Genomic DNA, 22,088 nt, shown 5'->3' with positions numbered 1-22,088 from the left:
CGGCAAAATCCTATTTTATGCGCGCTGCGGCGCGAAGGGGTTCTTTGACAAGCTGAGGACCGCTTCCGATTGGAAGCGGTCCTTTTTGCGGCCTGTTGGTCCTTTGCGGAGGGGATAAAAGGGCAAGAGCAAAAAATTGCAATCGGCCCTGAAAAAAGCGCGAAATGGCGGGCGAGACGGCGGGCAATAGAGCAGGAATTGGTAATACAAAATGCGGATAAACAGATATAATTTACTCGAAAGCAAGGGAAACAAGCGTTTACGCGATGATAACTGCTTAGAAAGGTGAGTTATATGATTTACGGAGAAAAGAAAGTTAATGAGCCGATCCGCTGGGCCATGGTGGGCGGCGGCAAGGGCAGCCAGATCGGTTACATCCACCGTTCCTCGGCGCTCAGGGATTTTAATTTCCAGCTCGTGGCCGGTGCGTTCGATATCGACGCGGAGCGCGGCCGCGCATTTGGCGAAAAGCTGCACGTTGCCCCGGAGCGCTGCTATCCGGATTACAAGACCCTGTTCGCGGAGGAGGCGAAGCGCCCGGACGGCATACAGGCCGTTTCGATCGCGACTCCAAACTTTACGCACTTTGAAATTGCGCGGGCCGCGCTGAACACGGGCCTGCACGTATACTGCGAAAAGCCGCTGTGCTTCACCACCGAGGAAGCGCGGGAGCTGGAAGAGCTGGTCAAAAAAACGGGCAAGATCATGTTCGTTTCTTACGGCTACGCGGGCCACCAGATGATCGAGCAGGCGCGCCGGATGATCGAGCGCGGCGATTTGGGCAAAATCCGTATCGTCAACATGCAGTTTGCGCATGGCGCGCACAATGTGGCGGTGGAGAAAAATTCGGCTTCGACCGCGTGGCGCGTCGACCCGAAGAAGGCGGGCCCCGCCTATGTGCTGGGCGACGTCGGCACGCACCTGATCTATCTTTCCGAAGCCATGATGCCGGAAATGAAGATTCGCCGTTTGATGTGCTCCAAGCAGGCCTTTGTGGAAAGCCGCAAGCCGCTGGAGGACAACGCCATGACCATCATGGAATACGATAACGGCGCGGTCGGCTACATCTGGTCCAGCTGCGTCAACGCGGGTTCCGAGTTCGGCGCGCGGTTCCGCATCGTCGGCGAAAAGGCTTCGATCGCGTGGGACGTGGAGCACCCGAACCAGCTCGCTTACGAGGTGCAGGGCCAGCCGCAGAGCGTGATGCAGCGCGGCGCGGGCTACCTGTATCCCGAGGCGACCGAGGACGATCGCATCGGCGGCGGCCACCCGGAGGGCCTGTTTGAATCCTGGAGCAATCTGTACGCCCGCTTTGCGCAGGCGATCGACAAATGCGACAAGGGCGAAGAAATCGATTTTTGGTATCCCGATATCCACGCGGGCGTGCTGGGCGTCAAGTGGGTCGAAAAGTGCGTCGAATCCGCCGATCACGACTCCGCTTGGGTCGAATATTAATGCTGAATCAATCATGACGCTACATATAAAAGGAGAATCGCTATGAGCATCGATCCCAAAGATTTTGATATGCCGGTTGCCGCGTTCAACCCGAACCCAATGAAGCTGGGCCTGTTTACGGACGGCCTGCCCGACCTGTCGTTCGAGCAGGTGCTGGATGAAGCGGTCAGCATGGGCATTGAGGTATTGGAACTTGGCACGGGCGGCTATTCCTGCGCGCCCCATCTCGATATGGACAAGCTGTTAAAGAGCGCGGAGGCGCGCCGGGAGTTTCTGCACGCCATCGAAAGCCGTGGGCTTGAGATCGCGGCGCTGAACTGCTCGGCCAACGCGGTCGGCCCCGGCGAGCGCTGGGCGAGCCACGGCCCCGACGTGATGAACACCATGCGTCTGGCCGAGCTTCTGGGCGTCAAGCATGTGGTTTCGCAGTCCGGCCTGCCGGCGGGCAGCCCGACGGACACGGCGCTGAACTGGGTCATCCATACCTATCCGCCCGAGATGGAGGACGTTTTAAAGTACCAGTGGGACGTTACCATTGATTTCTGGAGCAAGGCGGCTGATCTGGCCAAGGCCAGCGGCGTGGAAACCATCGCGCTGGAAAACCATCCGATGAACATGGTGTTCAGCGTGGGCACGCTGATGCATCTGAGAAACGCGGTCGGCCCGATCATCGGCCTAAACCTCGATCCGAGCCATCTGTTTTTCATGGGCGGCGACCCGATGATGATCGCCCGCAAGCTGTGCGAGGAAAAGGCGATCTATCACGTGCACGGCAAGGATACCCGCCTCAATCCCCACATCAAGGGCACCGAGGTATACGAGCTGGGCGCGTATAACGGCCCCGCGGCGAACCGCGTGTGGAACTACGTGGCGGTCGGCTACGGCCACGATCAACTCTGGTGGAAGGAGTTCTTCGGTACCCTCGCGGCGGGCGATTACCACGGCCCGGTCTGCATCGAGGTCGAGGACCCGCTCATGCCCAACAACCTGATCGCCATTCGTAAATCGGCGGCGTTCCTGCATGAAACCATGCTGAAGTGAAAGGAGCTTTCTTATGAAGATTACATTTGATACCAGCGCGTTCTGGTCGACCGGCATGACCTATGAAGAGACCTATCATCTGGTGGCGGAAGCGGGCTACCACTACATTTCGCCCTATAACGCGGATTTTCCGGGCTTCTGGAAGCGCCCCAAGGCGACCAACGAAGAGGTCATGTGGCACAAAAAGGCGATCGACGCAGAAGGGCTGGAAATCGCGTCACTGACAACCGGCTTCCGCATCGAGCACCCGGACGAATTCATGCGCGAATACGCGATCGACTGCTGGAAGCGCATGATCGAGATCGCCGAAATGATGGAAGTGAAGGTGTTCAACACCGAGCTGGGCGGCGACCGCAGCCGTTCCGAGCTTTGCGAAGCCAAGCTGATGCGCTCGCTCGACGTGTTGGTGCCGCTGCTCGAGAGCAAGGGCATGCGTCTTGACGTACAGGCTCATCCCAACGATTTTTACGAGCGCAATAACGACGCTTACGACATCATCCGTTCTTATGACAGCCCGGCGCTCGGTTATCTGTATTCTATTCCGCACACCTTCCATTACGACGGCGGCAAGGGCGATATCGCGTCCATGCTGAAATATACGCAGCGCCACTTAAAGCACATCATCGTGGCGGATACATGGAACTACACCAAGCTGTTCCGCTATAACATCAACCCGTCCGAGCTGTACGCCGACGGCACCGTGCGCTGCCATGCGCACATCGGCGAAATCGGCAGCGGCGACGTGGACTTTAACGCCTGCTTTGAAACCCTGCGCGAGCTGGGCTTCGGCGAGGCGGAGGACACTATCGCAACCTTCAACCCGCTCGGCTTCCCGGAGCGCGCGATCCAAGACGGCAAGCACACCAAGCGAATGCTCGAAGAGCTGCTGCTCGGCGCGAACGCAGGCCCTAAAATGCCGCTCGGCCAGATCATCCTGCCGCGCTGACGACTTTTTTTAAGACCCTCTCATTTTTCTTTCTTCTTTATCTTCAGGCGTCCATGCGGTTCGCATGGACGCCTGAAAATTTTAAGGGCCCGCTGCAAAATGAAAGAATGACACATGGTTATTCTTGTTTTGCGGCAGGCCCTTGGTGCATATTTTTGTTAAAAAGGTTTCGGCTCAGTCCTCGTCTTCGAGCGCGGTCAAAAGGGGCGGCACCAGCTGTTTTTTTCGGCTCACGACGCCGGTAAGCAGGCAGGAATTCGTATCGCAGTCCTGCTGGAACGCCGCGCGGACGATCTCGGCGGCGTCCTGCCCGGCAAAAAGCAACTCGGTGGTCTCTTCGATAATATTGGTCAGCATGACAAACAGCATGGCAAGCCCGGAGGTGGGCAGGCAGTTTTGCATGTATTCCAACAGCTGGGGCTGAATCTCCTCCAGCTCCTCTTGATTGACGCTCGTCACCTGCGAGATCGCCACGCGCTTGCCGCGCACCTGATAATACTTGTAGTCCATATGGAAAATCTCGTCCATGGAGCGATCGATGAGCTGCGAACCGGCGCGGAACATGGCGACCGCGTGGCTCTTGATATCAATCCCCGCAATTTCGGCCAGCGTTTCCGCGGTCCGGCGATCCACCGGCGTGCAGGTGGGGGAGCGGAACATCAGCGTATCCGACAGGATCGCGGAGCAAAGGAGGCCCGCGATGGCTGGGGTGATCTCCACGCGATTTTCCTGATAAAGCTGCGCGATGATCGTCGCCGTGCAGCCCAGCGGCTGATTGCGGAAATAGATCGGATTGCTGGTCTCGATCGCGTCGATGCGGTGGTGGTCGATGATTTCGGTGATCCGCGCCGACCCAATGCCGTCCACGGACTGGTCGCGTTCGTTATGGTCTACCAGAATAACTTCCTGCTTTTCAATATCCAGCAGGTTGCGCTGCGAGACCATACCGATGTACTTGCCGTCGTCGGCCAGAATGGGATAGTAGCGGATGCGCTTTTTGGATACGGTCTTTTTCACATCCTCGACCAGCTCGCTGGGCCGGAAGGTGATCAGGCCGCTCCGCCGCATGACGTGCTGCACGGGGACCGCCTGATTAATCACCTTAGAGCAGCTATAGGTGTCCATCGGCGTGGCGATGATCGCGCAATGGGCCTCGGCTGCCAGCTTTTTGATCGTACGGGACACCTTGGAGCCAAGGCCGATGATGATACAGCCGGCCTTCATTTCGATCGCGCAAAGCTGGGATTCATAGCGGTTGCCCAGAATGACGATATCGTGTTCGTGGAGATATTCCTCCATCACATCCGGGTTGGCGGCGGCGACCACGACCTTGCCCCGCTCAAGCTGCTGCTCCGGGTCGCCGATCACCAGCTCGCCGTTCAAAACATCCACTAGGTTGCGGTAGCTCGTTTTGGCCTCCGCCAGCGCGTCCGCGCCTTGGTCCTCCATATAGAAGCGGGCGATATCGCTGAAGGTGAGAATGCCTTGGATATAGTTGTTTTCATCCACCACGGATATGGTTTGAATATCCTTTTCGCTCATGTATTCCCACGCGCGCCGCAGCGACATCTGCGCGCCGATACCGGCGACGTCGCGGTACTGCACGTCGCTCAGGCGTGGATTGAGTGAACTTAAATAGCGCGGCGGCTCGATGTCAAAGCAGTCGAGCACATATTTGGTTTCCGCGTTGACCTGCCCGGCGCGGCAGGGGATATAGTCCTTGCCGGTGAGCATGCGCTTTAAATGGGCATAGCAGATGGCGGAACAGATGGAGTCCGTATCCGGATTTTTATGCCCGATCACGAGAATGGGTTTCATTTCGTTGCTCGCTCCTTTGCCTCTCATACGACGGTGGAAAAATGGGTCTTGCCGTTAGCCCTCGCTTGCCTCCGCTGTTTCTTCCCGCGCGGCCTGCTCGCCCGCTTTTTCCGCCTTGGCCAGCAGCTGCGGCGCCAGCAGGTTTGCCAAGACCAGCGCGCTGATGCCGCAGGCCAGCTTGGCGAAGATCATGGGCACGATCATGGTTTCGTTCACGCCCGCCACAAAGCCCAGATGATCGCCGAACATAAACGCCGCGCAGGAGGCGAACGCAATGTTTAACAGCTTGCCTTTGGGGTCCATGTCCTTTACCATTTGAAAAGCGGGGATGTTATTGGCCAGTGTGGCCACAATGCCCGCCGAGGCTTCCTTGTTGATGCCGATCTTGCCGCCCAGCTTTGCCAGCTTGCCGCCAAAATGGCGCTTGATCCATTCCACCATGGGGAACGCGCCGAGCAGGATAAAGGCGATGTCGCCCAAAATGGTAATGCTGTTCGCAAGCGGGGAAATCCCGTTTGCGCCCTCCTCCACCATCAGGCGGAACAGTGGCAGGTGGATGCCGGTCTTTTCCTGCAAAACGGCGAGCGCGACGAAAATAGCGATCAGCCCGGTCACGAACGCGCCGAATTTGGCAAAGCCGTTCATCAGTGCGATGGGTTTGAACCACAGCCCGGCGGCCAAAGCGGCCGCGACCAGAATGACCGGCAGCAGACTCAGCAGCATCACGGTCATGGGCATATGGTAATCCGTGGTGAGGTTCATAATAACGCCGCCCACCAGACAGCCGACGGGCGCGGTGATCGTACCGACCAGAATACCGCAGGCCAGCACGGGGCGGTCCTTCTTTTGCAGCAGGTTGAGCGCGACCGGAATATCGAACAGCAGGATGCAGCCCATCGTACAGCCCACGATGATCCCCGCGAACTGCCCCATGACGATATCCTGTCCGGCCAGCTCGACCGCCAGCGAATAGCCGCCGGAATCGGCCAGCAGCAGCGTGGTGGCGAATATGGAGGGGGAGGACCCCAGCATTTCGTAGATCGGCCCAATGATCGGCCGCAGCAGCATGCTGATGACCGGCGCGGCGGCGATCACGCCCACCATGGCGATCGCGAGCGGGCCCATGGCGTGAAAGCCTTCGTCAAACGCCGCGCCGTACCCGCGTTTGTTGCCCTGCGCCTTGTCGATCGCGCCCAGCAGCATAAAGATCATCATGATCGTCACAATGACGGAGTTGATCGATAGGTTTGCCGCATAGTGCCGGATGCTTTCGACAAAAGGCGTCCAATTGGTGACTTCCTGTATTAAGTCGGAAAACATATTTTGCCCCCCAGTTCTTGTTGTCTTATCCCTTTAAATTAAAGTACGCCGCGCCCGCCGTCAACGGGATTTGGCGCACATCCGAAATATTGCAAAGAACTTCTGTTTTTTAGTCCAACGGGGGGAGGGAGCATCAAGGTCATTAAGCTAAGTTTTATTGCATGTCATTCTGAGGAACGTAGTGACGAAGAATCTCGCGCGAACGCGCGATTTTACGGTGGGATCGCGCGTTCGCGCGAGATCCTTCGCTCCGCTCAGGATGACAAACATATGAAAAATTCTTAACTAAAGGACATTATTAGGATGAGCATAGTGGTGGTTCATCTTGACTGTATCTTAGTATTGACTTTTTGGAGTGCGGTATTTATAATGATTATGTGGAGTGCAAAAAGTGAGGTGATGAAACTGAGTCCACGAACCGGACGGCCAAAAGCAGAGAATCCCAAGAATTATAGTATTAAGGTTCGTTTTGATGAAGAAATGAATAAGGCCTTACTTGCGTATTGTGAAAAACATAAAATTGCACGAACGGAAGCAATACGGAAAGGCCTAGCTCTGCTTTTGTCCAGTGAAAAATAAAAGGAAGTGGCACCCTCCCAACCAGAAGAAATACCACTTCCCACGCACAACTGCCACAAGGGCAGCTCGCACAAATATTATACACTGTGCGGTTCGCTCTTGCAAGGCTGATGTGAACAGACATCGAAAGGACGAAAAGTCTATGGGAAAGATGCTGGAAGCATTTGCAAATGATAATTTGTTGCCCGGGACCCGATTTTTTAAGCGAGATTCGGAATTTGGACGGGCTTTGAAACGGTTGACCGATGCGGAGAGCGCGCTGCTGGCTTCGTTAGGAGAATCAGAAAAGAAGCTGTTTGTGGAGATGGCGGGCGCACAAAGCTTGGTCAATGCGTTGACCAGTACGGAACGTTTTGTGGATGGGTACAAAATCGGCGTGCTGATGACGACCGAGGTTTTCCTCGAAAGCGATAAACTGCTCTCGGGTGGAGAAGAATAGTGCAAGAGGGGTGGCGACGAAACGCGTTTCGTCGCCATCCTCGGTTTATAGTAGGAGGCTCGCTTTGCGCGCAATGAAAAACGCGGCTCCCGCCGCAGGGGCCAAGGGGAAAGGAACACCTGACGGTTTTCCTTTCCCCTTGGGACTCCATTTCTTTCCCTTCTCCTGTCTGGGAGCGGCCCGAGCCGTCCTTTAGTTTTTTGTACGGGTCGGCGTGTGCCAAATCGGGTGCCTAGGGATTCAGTGGATGGGTTACTCCGTCCGGCCGGACCGGCCTGATTAGCGCGCCCGCATGCGTTGGCGCTTCGTTCTCGGCGCGCCGAGGGCGTCGCGCCCTACTCGGCAGGTGGGCAATAATCTCATTTTTAGCGAAGCAAAGCCATGGGTTGTAGGGCGTGCCGCCCTCGGCACGTCGCGCGGCTACCGCCGCGTTTTTTATTGCGAGCGCAGCAAGCCTCCTACGGAGAAGAATAACGCAAAAGCCAGCGCCGCCGGCAGAGTGCCGGCGGCGCTGGCTTTTGGCAAAGGAGGTTTTTTAAAGGGCCTATTTCATGGAGGCGATGATCGCATCGGCAAGGGTGTCGAGATCGGGGGCCGCGTCGTCATGCAGCGAGCTTTGCAGCGAGAGCTGCTCGTCGAGCACGGTCGAGTTTTTCAGCTCGTTTTCGAGGAACTCGCGCATCAAGGTGCCCGATTTGCAGGCCCACGAGCCGTTTTCGATGATGGCGAAGGTGCGCTTTTGCACGTTCAGCGCCTTCATATCCATTAAATAATTGTGCATCACCGGGTAAATGCCCAGATTATATGTGACCGACGCGAGCACGACATGGCTCAGCCGGAAGGTCTCCGAGATCAGGTAGGAGACATGGGTCTTGGAAACGTCGTACATCACGACGTTCGTCATGCCTTTTTCGCACAGCTTGGTGGCAAGGGCGTTCGCGGCGGCTTCGGTATTGCCGTACATCGAGGCGTAGGCGATCATAACGCCCTGCTCCTCGGGCTCGTAGCGGCTCCAATGGTCGTACTTATCGATAAAGTAGCCTAAATCCTTCCGCCAGACCGGCCCGTGCAGCGGGCAGATGAACTTGATCTGGTCTAGGATGCCCGCGGCCTTGCCGAGCAAAAGCTGCACGTGCGGGCCGTATTTGCCGACGATATTGGTGAAATACCGTCTCGCGTCGTCGATCCAGTCGCGGTCGAAGTTCACTTCATCCGCGAACAGCTTGCCGTCCAGCGCGCCGAACGAACCGAACGCGTCCGCCGCGAACAAAACGCCGTTTGTCGTGTCAAAGGTGACCATGGCCTCGGGCCAGTGCACCATGGGCGCGGCGACAAAGGTGACCGTGTGGCTGCCGAAGGTGCGGGTATCGCCCTCCTTGACCTCTTCCATGCGGCCGTCGACATGGAAGCCGAACTGGCGCATCAGCATAAAGGCTTTTTCGGTCGATATCACGCGGGTTTCCGGGTAACGGAGCAGGATTTCCTCGATCGAAGCGCCGTGGTCGGGTTCCATGTGGTTAATGACAAGGTAATCGAGCTTTCGCCCGGCCAGCACGTGCTCGATGTTCTCAAGGAATTGGCGGCAGGCCGACCAATCCACGGTGTCGAACAAAACGGTCTGCTCGTCGAGCAGCAGATAGGAGTTGTAGGATACCCCGCGCGGAATGGGGTGGATATTTTCAAACAGGTGCAGCCGGCGGTCGTTGCCGCCCACCCAATACAGGTCTTCCGTCACATTGCGGACACAATACATGGTAATTCCTCCTTTGCGTTACGCTTCAATGAATTGATCGATCGCTTCGCCGCACTCGGGGCAAATCCATTCCTCGGGCAGCTTTTCAAACTTGGTGCCGGGCGCGATATCGCCTTCGGGATCGCCAAGAGCGGGGTCGTACTCGTAGCCGCAGCCGCCGCAAACATAGGACTTGCCGACCGGCGCGGGCTTCGGGGCCTTGGCGCGCTTCATCTTGACCATCGGGGGCGCTTCCTTCTTGGGTTCGCCGTTGTCAAGAGCCTCCGTCAGCAGCGGCAGGATATCCATCAGGTCGCCGACGATACCGTAATCGCAATTCTTGAAAATAGGCGCGTTCGCGTCCTTGTTGATCGCAACGATGGTGGACGCTTCGCGGATGCCCTTGAGATGCTGGCCCGCGCCCGAAATGCCGCAGGCGATGTACAGGTTGCCGCTGAATTTCTGGCCCGACATGCCGACATAGCGGTTCAGCGGCACATATCCGAGCGTTTCCGCCACCGGGCGGGAGGAGCCGATCGCCGCGCCCGCCTGCTCGGCCAGCGCCTTGATCAGTTTCATGTTTTCCTTTTCACCGATGCCCTTGCCCGCCGAAACGACGCGTTCGGCCTGTGTGATCGGGGTGTCGAGCGGGATGCCGACGGTGAAATCGTACCCATCCTTTTGCAGCGCTTCAACCAGCGCGGTCACGCGCTCCTCCGCGCTGCCTTCCTTTAATACCATCTTTTTGCGGTGCCCGGTGATGGGGCCGCGCTTTTTGGCGGGCGCGCCCTCCTTCGGGGGCTTGCCGATCAAATGCGCGGCGATAACGACGCGCTGGATTTCGTTGGTGCCCTCGTAAATAGTGGTGATCTTCGCATCGCGGTAGAAGCGTTCCACGTCCATGCCCTTGAGGTAGCCGTTGCCGCCGTAGATCTGCAAGGCGTCGTTGACGATCTCAAGACACACGTCGGAGGCGTACTGCTTGGCCATCGCGGCTTCCACCGAGTAGGGCTCGTGGTGTTCCTTTAGCTCGGCCGCGGAGTAGATCAGCAGCCGCGCCGCGCGCAGCTTGGTCGACATATCGGCCAATTTGAAGGAGATGACCTGCTGAAACGCGATGGGCTTTCCGAACTGCTCGCGCTCCTTGGCGTATTCCAGCGCGGATTCAAACGCGCCCTGCGCGATGCCGAGCGCCTGCGAGGCAATGCCGATGCGGCCGCCGTCCAGCGTGGCCATGGCGATCTTGAAACCTTCGCCTTCCTTGCCCAAAAGGTTTTCCTTCGGCACCTTCACATCGTTGAAGATCAGCTCCGCCGTGGCGGACGAGCGGATGCCCAGCTTGTCGTAGTGGTCGCCAAAGGTGAAGCCCTCCCAGCCCTTTTCCACGATAAAGGCCGAAATGCCGCGCGTGCCGATATCCGGCGTGGTGACCGCGAAAACGACGTAGGTGTCGGCCTCGCCGCCGTTGGTGATGAAAATCTTGTTGCCGTTTAAAACATAGTGGTCACCTTCGAGCACGGCGGTGGTTTCGGTGCCGCCCGCGTCCGAACCGGCGTTCGGCTCGGTCAGGCCGAACGCTGCCAGCTTTTCGCCGCTGGCGAGCGGGGTTAGGTATTTCTGCTTTTGCTCCTCCGTGCCAAAGGCGAAGATCGGATAGCTGCCGAGCGACACGTGCGCGGACAAAATAACGCCCACGCCGCCGTCCACCCGGGAAAGCTCCTCCACGGCGATCGCATAGCTGTTCACATCCAGCCCCGCGCCGCCGTATTCGACCGGGTAGGGCAGGCCCATCCAGCCGTTTTTCGCCATCTGCTGAACGATCTCGCGAGGGAAACGGTTTTCTTTGTCCAGCAGAAAAGCGATTGGCTTTACCTCTGCTTCGGCAAAGGCGCGTATTTTAGCGCGCAGCTCCTCGTGCTGATCGGTTGTTTGGTAGTACATAACATTGCCTCCTTTGCTGTTCTCTTATAATTTCGGATTAAAATAGTATACATTTGGGGCATACGATCCATGCGTCAAAAGGGGAAAAGGATCAAACTTGTTTAAAGTAGATATAAAAGGTATATTTTATTGATGCAATGTAGCTAAATAACTAACTTGAAAGAGATATTTGTCTTTATATTTATTACAATAGCACAAAAGAAGTGACGTGTCAATTCCTTTTTGAGAAATATTCTCAAAATAAAAAGCGGCATAGGAAAGGGGGTGGCGGCATAGTATTCTTTTGTAACACTGCGTTCGAGCAGCGTTGCCATGAACCAATCGAGATTGAGCTTGAACATCTCGCGCATGCGGGCGTCCTTTTTGCTATCGCCGGGCAGCTTATCGGCGGCGCGGCAGGTATCAAGATAGTGCTGGCGCACAAAGTCCGCGCCATCGGAGACCACGCCCGGCGCGAGCAGGCCGAGCCGCAGATCGACCGAGCGCGACCAGGGGAAGGTATCCTCAAACAAGATCTCCTCGCGGTGGTACCAAGGGTAGCCGCCGAACAGCTCGTCGGCGCACTCGCCGGAAAGGCAAACTGTGAAATCCTTTTTCACCTGCCCGCAGAAAAGCAGCAGCGAGGAATCCACATCCGCCATGCCGGGCAGATCGCGCGCGTCGGTCGCGGGCAACAAAGCGGCGCACAGGGCTTCGGGCTCTAAAATGACGTTGTGGTGCTCGGTATGGAGGAAATCGGTCATCATGCCGATGAATTCACTGTCGCTATTCGGCTGAAAACGGCTTTTTTCAAAGTAGCGCGCGTTGTCCCGGTAGTCGACCGACCAAGTATGCAGCGTTTCGCCGCGCGTCGCGTAATCCTTGGCCGCCAGCATGGAAAGAATCGAAGAATCCAACCCGCCGGATAAAAAGGTGGCGAGCGGCACATCGGAAACAAGCTGGCGCGTGGTCGCGTCGCAGATCAGTTCGTGCGTGCGCGCAATGGTTGCGGCGAGATCGTCCGGGTGTTCGTGCGCTTCCAGCTTCCAATACGCGCGGTCGATATACCGCTCGGGCGTCAAAATGGCGTAGTGGCCGGGCAGCACGGAATCGATCTGCTGAAACACGCCGGAAGCGGGCGGTCTGGCGGGGCCGAGCAGCAGCAGCGAGCGCAGGCCGTCCGCGTCGATCACAGGCTCGACCTCGGGGTGGCACAGCACGGTGCCGATCGTCGAGCCGAACACGATTCCGCCCTTGGTGTGCGACACGAACAGGGGCTTGACGCCCAGCCGGTCGCGGCACAGGATGAGCCGCCGTTCGCTTTGCTGCCACAGGGCGAAGGCGTAAATGCCGTTGAAGCGTTCAAACGCCCGCACATCCCATTCTAAGAACGCGTGTAGCACCACCTCGGTATCCGAATGGCCTAAAAAGCTGTGGCCTTGCGCGAGCAACTCTCTGCGTATATCTTCTGTGTTATATAACTCTCCGTTATATACCAAAACCGTGTTCCCGTCCGGGGAGCACATGGGCTGTTTGCCGCCGTCCGGATCTATGACGATCAGGCGGCGGTGTACGAGGCATGCGTCGAGATCGCACCATTCCCCCTCCGCGTCGGGTCCTCGGGGGGTCAGGGTGCGTTTCATGCGGGCCGCGATCACGCTGCTTTCACGCGCGTCCCGGTCATAATCGACAAAGCCGCCGATTCCACACATAGGATCGTTCCTCCTTTATTCTCCATTTCTGGTCTACCATCCTTTGTATGCCGAAGGCGCGGGGATTATGCGCGCGGCGCGGCTGCTGGGTGATTACGAAATGCAATGTTTGGGCCCGATTTGTCGCAGGGTAAAATTATAGCAAGTTCCTTAAATTTGAGAGACGATTTTCACCGGAAAAAACTCTGTTAAATCCTTGACATATTCCGCCCGCACGATATAATAGAAATAGACATGCTCCAAAGCTGGGCGCTCTGGAACACACCCCTCGGGGGCGGAAAAACCGCGTCACGCCGGGCGCTCTGCGAATATTATTTGGGAGGTTTATGGCATGGATTTTAGGCTTACGAAAGAGGAAGCAATGTTCCAAAAGATGTGCCGCGAGTTCGCGCTCAACGAAGTTGAGCCCATCGCCGCGGAGATCGACGAACAGGAACGCTACCCGGAAGAAACCGTTCAGAAGCTGATGAAGTACGGCCTGATGGGCATTCAGTTCCCGAAGGAAGTCGGCGGCTCCGGCGGCAACTACATCTGCTACTCGATCGCGATCGAGGAGATGAGCCGCGTTTGCGGTACCACGGGCGGCATCATGTCCGCGCATGGCACGCTGGGCGCATGGCCGATCTATCACTTCGGCACCCCGGAACAGAAGGAAAAGTGGCTCCGTCCGCTGATCGAGCCCAAGGAAGGCGCTAAGGTAGGCGCGTTCGGTCTTACCGAGCCCAACGCCGGCACCGACTCCGCCGCGCAGCAGACCGTTGCGATCAAGCAGGAAGACGGCTCCTACATCCTCAATGGCTCCAAGGTGTTCATCACCGGCGGCGGCCGCGCGGATACATACGTTGTTTTCGCTATGACGGACAAGTCCAAGGGCAACAAGGGCATTTCGGCCTTTATCGTCGACAAGGACGATCCGGGCTTCTCCATCGGCAAGATCGAGCACAAGATGGGCATCCGCGGCAGCCAGACCTCCGAGCTGATCTTTGAAGACATCCACCTCCCGGCGGACCGTCTGCTCGGCAAGGAAAACGGCGGCTTCAAGATCGCTATGATGACGCTGGACGGCGGCCGTATCGGCATCGCGTCTCAGGCTCTCGGCATCGCGCAGGGCGCGCTGGACAAGGCGATCCAGTACATGAAGGAGCGCGTACAGTTCGGCAAGACGCTGGATAAGTTCCAGGGCCTGCAGTGGATGGTGGCCGATATGTACACCCAGATCGACGCCGCCCGCCTGCTGGTGCGCCGCGCCGCTTTCAACCACGACAATGAACTGCCGTTCACCAAGGAAGCCGCTATGGCCAAGCTGTACGCTTCCGAAGTCGCTATGGACGTTACCACCAAGTGCGTGCAGATTTACGGCGGCTACGGCTACATCCGCGAGTACCCGATGGAGCGCATGATGCGCGACGCCAAGATCACCGAGATCTACGAAGGCACTTCTCAGGTTCAGAGAATGGTCATCGCCGGTCAGGTTCTGCGCTAAGAAGGAGGAGGAAAGAACATGAAAGCTATTGTATGTGTAAAGCAGGTTCCGGATACCTCCGGTAAGGTTGCGGTTAATCCGGACGGCACCCTGAACCGTGCCTCGATGCAAACCATCACCAACCCCGACGACCTCAACGCCGTTGAGGCCGCTCTGAAGCTCAAGGACGAGACCGGCTGCAAGGTCGTTGTCGTTACCATGGGCCCCCCTCCGGCAGAAGGCATGCTGCGCGAGCTGATCGCGCGCGGCGCTGACGAAGGCGTTCTGGTTTCCGCCCGCGAGTTCGGCGGTTCCGATACCTTTGCGACCAGCCAGATCTTGGCTGCCGCCATCAAGAAGGTCGGTCTGGACGACGATGATATCGTTTTCTGCGGCCGTCAGGCGATCGACGGCGATACCGCTCAGGTCGGTTCGCAGATCGCTGAAAAGCTCGGCATCCCGCAGGTTTCCTATGCGGCTGATATCAAGGTGGAAGGCTCTGCCGTTACCGTTAAGCGTATGCTGGAAGACGGCTACATGACCATCCAGACCGAGACCCCCTGCCTGCTGACCTGCATCAAGGAGCTGAACGCTCCCCGTTACATGTCCCTCGGCGGTATCATGGATTGCTATGCCAAGCCGGTATCGATCTATGATTACAACACGCTCAAGGACGATCCGCTGATCGAGCTGGACACCATCGGCCTGAAGGGTTCTCCGACAAACATCTTCAAGTCGTTCACGCCGCCCCAGAAGGGCAAGGGCGTTATGCTGGAAGGCGCTGAAAAGTCTACCTGCGAAACGCTTGCGGCTGAGCTTCTGAAGAAGCACATTCTTTAATTGAAAGGAGAAACGAAAATGGCTGATTTCAATAACACCAACATCGCCGATTTCCACGGCGTATGGGTATTCTGTGAGCAGCGTCAGGGCAAATTGCAGCCGACGGTGCTTGAGCTGATCTCCGAGGGCCGTAAGCTGGCGGACGACATGGGCGTAGAGCTCTGCGGTCTGCTGATCGGCTCCGAAGAGGAAGTAGCCGGCATGGAGAAGGAACTGGGCGCGTACGGCGCCGACAAGGTCTATGTCTGTGCGGATGAAAAGCTGGGCGTATACACGACCGGCGGCTTTGCAAAGGTCATTTGCGACGTTGTAATGGACAAGAAGCCGGAGATCATGCTGATCGCGGCGACCAACATCGGCCGTGACCTCGGTCCGCGCTGCGCAGCTCGCCTGCACACCGGCCTGACGGCAGACTGCACCCACCTCGATGTGGACGTAGAGAAGTACGCGGCATTCCTGAAGGAAGCTTCCACGCTTCCGGTAGAGCAGATCGACGCGCTTGACCGCGCGGACCGCAACCTGAAGATGACCCGCCCGGCATTCGGCGGCCACCTGATGGCAACGATCATCTGCCCGCGTTTCCGCCCGCAGATGGCTACGGTACGCCCGGGCGTGCTGAAGCGCGGCGAGTACGACGAAGCGAAGGCTGCCGCCGTACAGGTAGAAAAGCTGAACGTAGCGGTATCCGACGCGGACATCCAGACCAAGGTACTGGAAGTTGTCAAGGAAGCCAAGGAACTGGTCGACCTGACCGGCGCCGAGGTAGTCGTATCCGTAGGCCGCGGTATCTCCAAGGATATCGATAAGGGCATCGCTCTGGCGCATGAGCTGGCTGACCAGTTCGGCGGCGTAGTGGGCGGCAGCCGTGCGGCAATCGATTCGGGCTGGCTGTCCGCCGACCATCAGGTAGGCCAGACGGGCAAGACCGTACATCCGAAGCTGTATGTGGCGCTGGGCATTTCCGGTGCGATCCAGCACAAGGCCGGCATGCAGGATTCCGAGTGCATCGTTGCTGTGAACAAGAACGACGGCGCTCCGATCTTCGACGTAGCCGACTACGGCATCTGCGGCGACCTGTTCAAGGTTGTTCCCATGATGATCGACGCTGTTAAGGCTGTCAAGGCTGCTAAGTAAGAGCAAACATAATAAAAAAATCCCCATCGCCGCGGCGATGGGGATTTTTTTATTGGATGGTGAGCCGCACGGCAATTCGTCAAACGGCCGAGTGACCGGAGGCGCGCTGTTTACGCCGCCGGTTCTTCCTCACCCGCGGTTTCATCCACAGCAGGCGGGGCAACGTAATTCGATTGCGCTTCAAAGAAGGTGATCGTCATATCGGTGGTCACGCCCTGCTCGCTTACGCCAATGCTTAAATTACCTACCTGACAGCGGTAGGGGGCAGCCGCAAGGGTTTGCACCGTGGCCTTAGCCTGATTGTAATCCGGCGTGGTGAACGTCAGCGTGACCACGCGGCGGACAAATTGCGCGCTTAGATCAAACTGCTGAAAGCGCACGCTGTAATCAAGCGTGCCCGCGAGCGTTTGGTTCAATAAATTCATTACATTTTGCACATTGTCGTACTCGGGCACAGCGGCCATCGGCCCGCCCGGCGCGGCGGCAAGCTCCTCCAGCTCGCTCTGCATGTTTTGTATCTGCATTTGTTTGGCCTGCGCGATCAGCATTTCGGTCTCGATCTCGCTTTTCTCCGTGGTAAGCTGGGTGAGCTGGGTGGTGACCGGCAAATGGATCACATAATAATACGCCAAGCCGCACATCAGGATGGCGAGGATCAGCATCAGCACCTTTTCGCGTGTGGTAAAGCTGCGATACATCATCAGTTCCCGCCCCCTTCCTCGGTCTCGCTCGGCATGGGATAGCCGTTCGTGAGCGCGATTGTCATGGAAACCGAGCCCTTGCGGGTCTGGTCCAGCGCGCCCTCCGCCTTGGAACCGGCGGTGAACACCATCACGTCGATCACATCGTCGCGCGCTTTCAGACGGTTCACGATGGTCGAAGCGTCGCGCAGCGATAGGTTTGTCAGGTTAAGCGAAAGCACGTTCAAATTGACCGACATATCGCGCAAATTGGCCGAGGGCAGCACGGCGGTTTGCAGCAGGTCGAACACCGTGTTGCGGTCCACCAGCGCGACCTCTTCGGCGCTCATCCAACCGGAGGAGTTGCGCGCGTATTCTGTGAGCAAGTCTTCATAGCCCGCGTTCGCTTCATTGAGCGTGTCAAGCTGGCTGCGCAAGCCGTCTACCTCGCTTTGAGCGGCGCTTACCTGCAACAGCCGGTCAACGACCGCGAATTTCGCAAAAGCAAAGATCAGCAGCGCCACAAGCAAGGTGAGCGGAATGATGCGGCTGGGGCTGTTGATCGTGCGCTCGCGTATGGCGAGGTTGAGCGAGGTCTTAGAGGGATAGATCAGCTTCTTTTTCGTCATCTTCATCGCTTTGCGCCCCCCCTTACTGCTGTGTCGCGCCGATGGCGGCGGCGCAGCTGAGCGCGTCCTCCGCTTCGTCGGGCAGGGAGGGGAGCAGCGATTCGATGCTGACTAGGCGCAGGTCGATCGCGCCGCCGATCGCCTCGATCAACGGGGCGATGCGCGAGCCGCCGCCGCAGTAATGCACGGTCTCCAAATGGTTGTCGCGGTGCTCGTAGGAGTGGAAATTGAGCGCTTTCATCACTTCCAGCGCGATCGCGCCGTAAACGTTCTGGCAGGCTTCCGCGTCCAGCGCGTTTTCATAATTGGTCTGCTTGTATACGCGTGCCACGTGCTGGTCCACATCCATGGTCTCCGCGATGGCCGCGTCCAGCAGCGAGCAGCCGTTGTCGATCAGCTTGCTCATTTCAAGGCGGCGGCCATGGAACAGGTACAGGCGCGTGGCCGTGTGGCCAATATCGAGCAGGCAATATTCGCGCTCTTGCGGTTCGTCGGCGGCGGTACCGTCGCCGGCAGGGGACGGTTCTTTTCCTGACGGAAGAACCGTCCCCTCACCGGACAGAGGGTACTTTTCCTCATAGTTACGCAACAAATTAGACCATGCCATTTCCTGCGGCAGGGCCACACGCAGCTTCAGTCCCGCGCGGCGAAACATATCCCGGTATTCAGATATCGTTTCCTTTAAAACAGCGGCGGCTGTCAGCTCAAACTCAACGGGCACGCCGTCCTTATCATCCGTTCGGTCTACGACCGCGTAATCATAAAAATACTTGTCCTTTTCACGGTTTATGTAATCGCGGAATTCATAGGGCAGGTTTATTTTCAGTTGATCGGCGGTCATGGCGGGCATGGAAAGCTGGCGGAAAAAGACCGATTGCTCGGGCAAGATTACGGCGACGTCGCGCCCGGGGATATGGTGCGTGCGCTTCATATCCTTCAGGAACTCGCTCATCGAATCGGGCGAAAGGATGCGCCCGCCGGTGACCATGTTCTCCGGCAGCTCGTGCACAGCCATGCGCTGCACGGCGCCCGCCGAGCACACCGCCATTTTGACGTTGCAGTCGCCGATATCAATGCCGATAATTTGTTTTGGCATGGTGAAAAGTCCTTTCCTTATGGGGCGTACTTTGGGCTTCCCCCGACGAGGGGAAGCTGGCACGGCGAAGCCGTGACTGATGGGGGGCGCATGAATTGGCAGCATTGATGTGCGTGGCTGTCTTAAAGTGCGCTATTCGTTAAGCCCCCCTTTCGTCACGCGCCTGCGGCGCGCGCCACCTTCCCCTCGTGGGGGGAAGGCTAAAGGGCGTTGATACGCTGCTGAACAGTTTTATGTATGGTGTCGCATACTTCATAAAACCGTTTATCAATATCGGTATTCAGGAACCGAATCGTTATAATACCATTTTGTCTAAAATAAGCATCGCGGTTTTGATCATATTGCTGCTGGTCTTGGTTAAAATGACCGCCGCCATCCAGTTCTATAATCAGTTTGGCCTTGGAACAGTAGAAATCCGCGATATAAGGGCCAATTGGCTGCTGGCGGCGAAACCGGGTGGGGCAGCCACGAAGATATTCGTACCATAGTTTATTCTCCCAAGGCGTTGCGTTGGCGCGAAGCGCTCGGGCACGCTGTATTTGGGACATAATCATCACATCCTCTCAAAACAGCCCAAAGTACCATGCCAGAAACGGTTCGGAAAACAGCAGGGTGATCCAAGCGGCAATGGCGAGCGAGGGGCCGAAGGGGATGGCGCGGGGGTTTTCAGCGTCCTTGCCGCGCACGGCGGGGAGCAGGGCGAAAACAAGGCCGACGGCGCAGGCGATGATAATCATGAAAAGGCCGGCCGCCGGGCCGGTGTAAAGGCCAAGGACGAACAGTAGCTTGATATCGCCGCCGCCCATGGTTTCGCGTTTCATGATATGATCGGCCAGAAGGACGAGCAGCAGCATGGGCACGGCAAGCGCAAGGCCGCCGGTCAGGCCCATAAGCAGGTCATGGCCGATAGAGCCGGAACGGAGAACGGTGAAGGCGACAAAGCTCGCCGCGCCCAGCACGAGAAACCGGTCCGGGATGATACAAGTATCAAAATCCACAAGCGACAGCACGAACAGCAGAAAACCCAATACACAGTATTCCAGCGCCTCCAGCGTCAGCCCATAGCGCAGGACGAACGATAGGAAAATGGCCGCGCAGATTGCCTCCGCAATGGGATAGCGGGGCGATATTTTTTTACCGCAGTAGCGGCAGCGGCCGCGAAGGAATAGATAACTGAACAGCGGAATCAGGTCAAGCGCGGAGAGCACGTGCCCGCATTCCGCGCAGTGCGACCGCCCGCGTGAGATTTTCTCACCGTGCACGATTCGCCACGCCCAAGCGTTGCCGAACGAGCCAAAGACAAGGCCGAGCAGCAGGGTGAGGAACAGGAGGTAGGCGAATACGGCAGGCGTTAAAAAAGTCATAAGCTGCCGTTCCCTCCTAAAGAAATAGTATGCTTTGGTAATTGAACGCCATGCGGGAGCTATTCTAAAACAGAATAACTCCCGCCCGGCGTTCAAGCCGGGTGTTACTGCCGCAACCCAGTGGCAGTACAATAATCATTTAAATTCGCCATCTGTTGAGCCGATAAGCGCGCCCCAAGCATTTTTGGTGACCTCACCATCCTTTACTTCTACTTTAAGTGGTATGGTGTCATAAGTGCTACTAACGCCTGTCATAGCGCTACCAGTTTTACTTACAGTTAAATTCTTGTTAGCGTCTAGGAGAACACTATAGACAACGGTATTTTTCTCTCCATCAAGCTGATAAGCAGCCACTGCAAGCGAGCTTCCGGCGCGCGCGTTGGAACGATCAACCGCTTCGCGGGCCTTATCTAATTGTGTAGTATAAGTCGGAATTGCAATCGCAACTAAAACAGCGATAATAGCAACGACGATCAGCAGTTCCGCAAGGGTAAAACCCTTCTTATTGCGCTTTGCGCAAAGTTTTGCAAACATAATCTTTCTCCTCCTTTTATCTGTTCGGGAAATGTAGTTTATATTTCGACCGGACACTGGGTTGCAAGAGCGTCCGTTAGAAACCGTAAGTTAAGCCATACTGTTATACATAGAGAACATAGGCAGATAGAAGCCGAGAACAACGATCACAACGATAACGGCTATGCCGCAAATAATGATCGGCTCCAGCATGGACAGTGCGCGTTCAACGGCAAGATTCACTTCGTTATCATAATAGTCGCCTATAATGGTAAGCGTGTTTTCCAGCGAGCCGGTTTCTTCACCCACGCCGGTCATTTCGGTAAGCAGGGGCGGAAACCACGGGCATTGCTTAACGCATTGCCCTAAACGGATACCTTCTTCCACGCCGCCGACCATATCACCGACTTGCATGCCGATCACATAATTGTCAAGCACTTTAGCGGTTATTTGAATTGTGCGTGTCATCGGCATACCGGCGGCTAGAATAGTCGACATGGTGTTAGCGAATTGCGAAGCCGCGTTCATGCGCTGCACACGCCCGACAAGAGGCAGTTTGAGTTTCAGAATAGCAAAAAACTTCATTCCGTTTGGCGTTTTGCTCCAAATTTTCAATGCAAAAATAAGTACAGCGACCACAAGCAGCAAGGGCAGCCAAGCGCGCACCATAAAATCAGACGCAGCGATAATAATAGCAGTCATGGGTGGTAAATCAATATTCATGCTATCAAACATGCTAGTAAACATCGGAATAACCTTTACCATCATAATCGCCACTACGATAACGGAAAGCACGCATAGAAATGCGGGATAAATCAACGCGCTGGTAACCTTTGCGCGTGTTTTAGAGGATTTTTCAAAGTAAACGAAAAGCTTACGAAAGGATTCCTCCAAAGTACCGGATTCTTCGCCCGCGCGGATGGTTTCGATAAACGTAATGGGCAGTTGCTTGCCGCCCTTGTTTTCAAAGCTGTCCGCCAAGGAATTACCGGCGGCAACGTCCCCGGCCACTTGCTTTAAAAGCTTGTGTAGCGTTTTGTCCGTGGTTTGATCGGCAACAAGCTCAACCGAACGAACCATGGGCAAGCCCGCCGAGATAATAATAGAAAACTGGCTGCAAACAAGGGCAAGCTGCTTTTCTTTTATCTTTTTTGGGCCGCCGATGTCGCGGGTGAGGATATTGCCTTTGCCCTCCTGCACCTCGGCAATCGACAGGACGATGGGGCATTCCGTGGCTTTGATGCGGGATACCGCGTCAAATTCGTCGTAGGCCTCCATCACGCCGGTGACCGTCTTACCGGACGCGGATTGCGCTTTGTATTTGAATGTGTTGATAAGGGGTCACCTCCTTTATTTGGGCTTCCCCCGACGAGGGGAAGCTGGGCCGCGCGAAGCGCGGGTCTGATGG

At 56.8% G+C, this 22,088-nt stretch carries 20 protein-coding genes; 8 read left to right on the top strand and 12 right to left on the bottom strand.

Features of this window, described 5'->3' with window-relative positions; all coding sequences use genetic code 11:
- The first annotated feature begins 294 nt into the window (after positions 1-294).
- From NE562_RS16995 to NE562_RS16985, 3 genes are read left to right on the top strand one after another with little or no spacing between them, the layout of a single operon-like run.
- Positions 295-1,455 (top strand): Gfo/Idh/MocA family protein, encoded by a 1,161-nt coding sequence (locus NE562_RS16995; protein WP_280963611.1) that lies wholly within the window; start codon positions 295-297, stop codon positions 1,453-1,455.
- A 42-nt stretch (positions 1,456-1,497) separates the two neighbouring features.
- Positions 1,498-2,496, top strand: a complete 999-nt coding sequence (locus NE562_RS16990; RefSeq protein WP_280963609.1) for a sugar phosphate isomerase/epimerase family protein — start codon at positions 1,498-1,500, stop codon at positions 2,494-2,496.
- Positions 2,497-2,509: 13 nt separating this feature from the next.
- Positions 2,510-3,442: a sugar phosphate isomerase/epimerase family protein gene (locus NE562_RS16985; RefSeq protein WP_280963608.1), complete on the top strand. Its 933-nt coding sequence runs from the start codon at positions 2,510-2,512 to the stop codon at positions 3,440-3,442.
- Between the two features lie 174 nt (positions 3,443-3,616).
- Here NE562_RS16985 and NE562_RS16980 read toward each other — a convergent pair whose 3' ends face one another.
- Positions 3,617-5,260, bottom strand: a complete 1,644-nt coding sequence (locus tag NE562_RS16980) for a putative manganese-dependent inorganic diphosphatase (protein WP_280963607.1) — start codon at positions 5,258-5,260, stop codon at positions 3,617-3,619.
- Between the two features lie 54 nt (positions 5,261-5,314).
- Positions 5,315-6,580, bottom strand: coding sequence for an ethanolamine utilization protein EutH (locus NE562_RS16975; protein ID WP_280963606.1), 1,266 nt, complete (start codon positions 6,578-6,580; stop codon positions 5,315-5,317).
- A gap of 303 nt (positions 6,581-6,883) precedes the next feature.
- Here NE562_RS16975 and NE562_RS17845 point away from each other — a divergent pair, with 303 nt between their 5' ends.
- Positions 6,884-7,159, top strand: a complete 276-nt coding sequence (locus NE562_RS17845; protein WP_330646070.1) for a hypothetical protein — start codon at positions 6,884-6,886, stop codon at positions 7,157-7,159.
- 142 nt (positions 7,160-7,301) lie between these two features.
- Complete coding sequence (locus NE562_RS16965) at positions 7,302-7,598, top strand: DUF6809 family protein (protein ID WP_280963605.1); 297 nt, start codon at positions 7,302-7,304, stop codon at positions 7,596-7,598.
- A 544-nt stretch (positions 7,599-8,142) separates the two neighbouring features.
- Here the strand turns inward: NE562_RS16965 and NE562_RS16960 are convergent.
- From NE562_RS16960 to asnB, 3 genes are all read right to left on the bottom strand, one after another.
- Entirely contained in the window at positions 8,143-9,351 is a 1,209-nt protein-coding gene (locus tag NE562_RS16960; protein WP_280963604.1) for an FprA family A-type flavoprotein, read from the bottom strand.
- A gap of 18 nt (positions 9,352-9,369) precedes the next feature.
- Complete coding sequence (locus tag NE562_RS16955; protein WP_280963603.1) at positions 9,370-11,271, bottom strand: acyl-CoA dehydrogenase family protein; 1,902 nt, start codon at positions 11,269-11,271, stop codon at positions 9,370-9,372.
- Between the two features lie 143 nt (positions 11,272-11,414).
- Positions 11,415-12,962 (bottom strand): asparagine synthase (glutamine-hydrolyzing), encoded by a 1,548-nt coding sequence (asnB, locus tag NE562_RS16950; protein ID WP_280963602.1) that lies wholly within the window; start codon positions 12,960-12,962, stop codon positions 11,415-11,417.
- Between the two features lie 331 nt (positions 12,963-13,293).
- Between asnB and NE562_RS16945 the strand changes: the two genes are divergently transcribed.
- Genes NE562_RS16945 through acrA form a run of 3 tightly spaced genes read left to right on the top strand, consistent with a single transcriptional unit; the run spans position 13,294 to position 16,398 of the window.
- The gene (locus NE562_RS16945; RefSeq protein ID WP_280963601.1) at positions 13,294-14,445 is read left to right on the top strand and encodes an acyl-CoA dehydrogenase; all 1,152 of its coding nucleotides are present in this window, start codon (positions 13,294-13,296) and stop codon (positions 14,443-14,445) included.
- A gap of 18 nt (positions 14,446-14,463) precedes the next feature.
- Positions 14,464-15,264, top strand: a complete 801-nt coding sequence (acrB, locus tag NE562_RS16940) for an acryloyl-CoA reductase electron transfer subunit gamma (RefSeq protein WP_280963600.1) — start codon at positions 14,464-14,466, stop codon at positions 15,262-15,264.
- A gap of 18 nt (positions 15,265-15,282) precedes the next feature.
- Positions 15,283-16,398, top strand: coding sequence for an acryloyl-CoA reductase electron transfer subunit beta (acrA, locus tag NE562_RS16935; RefSeq protein WP_280963599.1), 1,116 nt, complete (start codon positions 15,283-15,285; stop codon positions 16,396-16,398).
- Between the two features lie 110 nt (positions 16,399-16,508).
- Here acrA and NE562_RS16930 read toward each other — a convergent pair whose 3' ends face one another.
- The 7 genes from NE562_RS16930 to NE562_RS16900 form a co-directional block, all read right to left on the bottom strand.
- Complete coding sequence (locus tag NE562_RS16930; RefSeq protein WP_280963598.1) at positions 16,509-17,099, bottom strand: hypothetical protein; 591 nt, start codon at positions 17,097-17,099, stop codon at positions 16,509-16,511.
- Positions 17,099-17,713 (bottom strand): hypothetical protein, encoded by a 615-nt coding sequence (locus NE562_RS16925; protein WP_280963597.1) that lies wholly within the window; start codon positions 17,711-17,713, stop codon positions 17,099-17,101. The genes NE562_RS16930 and NE562_RS16925 overlap by 1 nt, the downstream gene beginning before the upstream one ends.
- Positions 17,714-17,729: 16 nt before the next feature.
- On the bottom strand, positions 17,730-18,803 hold the full coding sequence (gene pilM, locus NE562_RS16920) for a pilus assembly protein PilM (RefSeq protein ID WP_280963596.1): 1,074 nt from the start codon (positions 18,801-18,803) through the stop codon (positions 17,730-17,732).
- A 200-nt stretch (positions 18,804-19,003) separates the two neighbouring features.
- The gene (locus NE562_RS16915) at positions 19,004-19,351 is read right to left on the bottom strand and encodes an endonuclease domain-containing protein (RefSeq protein ID WP_280963595.1); all 348 of its coding nucleotides are present in this window, start codon (positions 19,349-19,351) and stop codon (positions 19,004-19,006) included.
- Between the two features lie 15 nt (positions 19,352-19,366).
- A complete protein-coding gene (locus tag NE562_RS16910) occupies positions 19,367-20,167 on the bottom strand; it encodes a prepilin peptidase (protein WP_280963594.1) in 801 nt (266 codons plus the stop codon).
- Positions 20,168-20,302: 135 nt separating this feature from the next.
- The gene (locus NE562_RS16905) at positions 20,303-20,701 is read right to left on the bottom strand and encodes a type II secretion system protein (protein ID WP_280963593.1); all 399 of its coding nucleotides are present in this window, start codon (positions 20,699-20,701) and stop codon (positions 20,303-20,305) included.
- Between the two features lie 90 nt (positions 20,702-20,791).
- Positions 20,792-21,880, bottom strand: coding sequence for a type II secretion system F family protein (locus NE562_RS16900; protein ID WP_280963592.1), 1,089 nt, complete (start codon positions 21,878-21,880; stop codon positions 20,792-20,794).
- Positions 21,881-22,088 lie beyond the last annotated feature (208 nt).

The organism is Butyricicoccus faecihominis (assembly GCF_024462775.1).
Taxonomy (GTDB): Bacteria; Bacillota; Clostridia; order Oscillospirales; family Butyricicoccaceae; genus Agathobaculum; species Agathobaculum faecihominis_A.
The sequence above is the reverse complement of the archived record's forward strand: the minus strand, read 5'-3'. Positions and strand labels throughout refer to the sequence as shown.

Coding starts and splice junctions, on each gene's coding strand:
- NE562_RS16915 (WP_280963595.1), bottom strand. CDS start 19,351: ATGTCCCAAATACAGCGTGCCCGAGCGCTTCGCGCCAACGCAACGCCT.
- NE562_RS17845 (WP_330646070.1), top strand. CDS start 6,884: ATGAGCATAGTGGTGGTTCATCTTGACTGTATCTTAGTATTGACTTTT.
- asnB (WP_280963602.1), bottom strand. CDS start 12,962: ATGTGTGGAATCGGCGGCTTTGTCGATTATGACCGGGACGCGCGTGAA.
- NE562_RS16960 (WP_280963604.1), bottom strand. CDS start 9,351: ATGTATTGTGTCCGCAATGTGACGGAAGACCTGTATTGGGTGGGCGGC.
- NE562_RS16955 (WP_280963603.1), bottom strand. CDS start 11,271: ATGTACTACCAAACAACCGATCAGCACGAGGAGCTGCGCGCTAAAATA.
- pilM (WP_280963596.1), bottom strand. CDS start 18,803: ATGCCAAAACAAATTATCGGCATTGATATCGGCGACTGCAACGTCAAA.
- NE562_RS16985 (WP_280963608.1), top strand. CDS start 2,510: ATGAAGATTACATTTGATACCAGCGCGTTCTGGTCGACCGGCATGACC.
- NE562_RS16930 (WP_280963598.1), bottom strand. CDS start 17,099: ATGATGTATCGCAGCTTTACCACACGCGAAAAGGTGCTGATGCTGATC.
- NE562_RS16980 (WP_280963607.1), bottom strand. CDS start 5,260: ATGAAACCCATTCTCGTGATCGGGCATAAAAATCCGGATACGGACTCC.
- NE562_RS16905 (WP_280963593.1), bottom strand. CDS start 20,701: ATGTTTGCAAAACTTTGCGCAAAGCGCAATAAGAAGGGTTTTACCCTT.
- NE562_RS16965 (WP_280963605.1), top strand. CDS start 7,302: ATGGGAAAGATGCTGGAAGCATTTGCAAATGATAATTTGTTGCCCGGG.
- NE562_RS16925 (WP_280963597.1), bottom strand. CDS start 17,713: ATGAAGATGACGAAAAAGAAGCTGATCTATCCCTCTAAGACCTCGCTC.
- NE562_RS16995 (WP_280963611.1), top strand. CDS start 295: ATGATTTACGGAGAAAAGAAAGTTAATGAGCCGATCCGCTGGGCCATG.
- NE562_RS16975 (WP_280963606.1), bottom strand. CDS start 6,580: ATGTTTTCCGACTTAATACAGGAAGTCACCAATTGGACGCCTTTTGTC.
- NE562_RS16945 (WP_280963601.1), top strand. CDS start 13,294: ATGGATTTTAGGCTTACGAAAGAGGAAGCAATGTTCCAAAAGATGTGC.
- NE562_RS16990 (WP_280963609.1), top strand. CDS start 1,498: ATGAGCATCGATCCCAAAGATTTTGATATGCCGGTTGCCGCGTTCAAC.
- acrB (WP_280963600.1), top strand. CDS start 14,464: ATGAAAGCTATTGTATGTGTAAAGCAGGTTCCGGATACCTCCGGTAAG.
- NE562_RS16910 (WP_280963594.1), bottom strand. CDS start 20,167: ATGACTTTTTTAACGCCTGCCGTATTCGCCTACCTCCTGTTCCTCACC.
- acrA (WP_280963599.1), top strand. CDS start 15,283: ATGGCTGATTTCAATAACACCAACATCGCCGATTTCCACGGCGTATGG.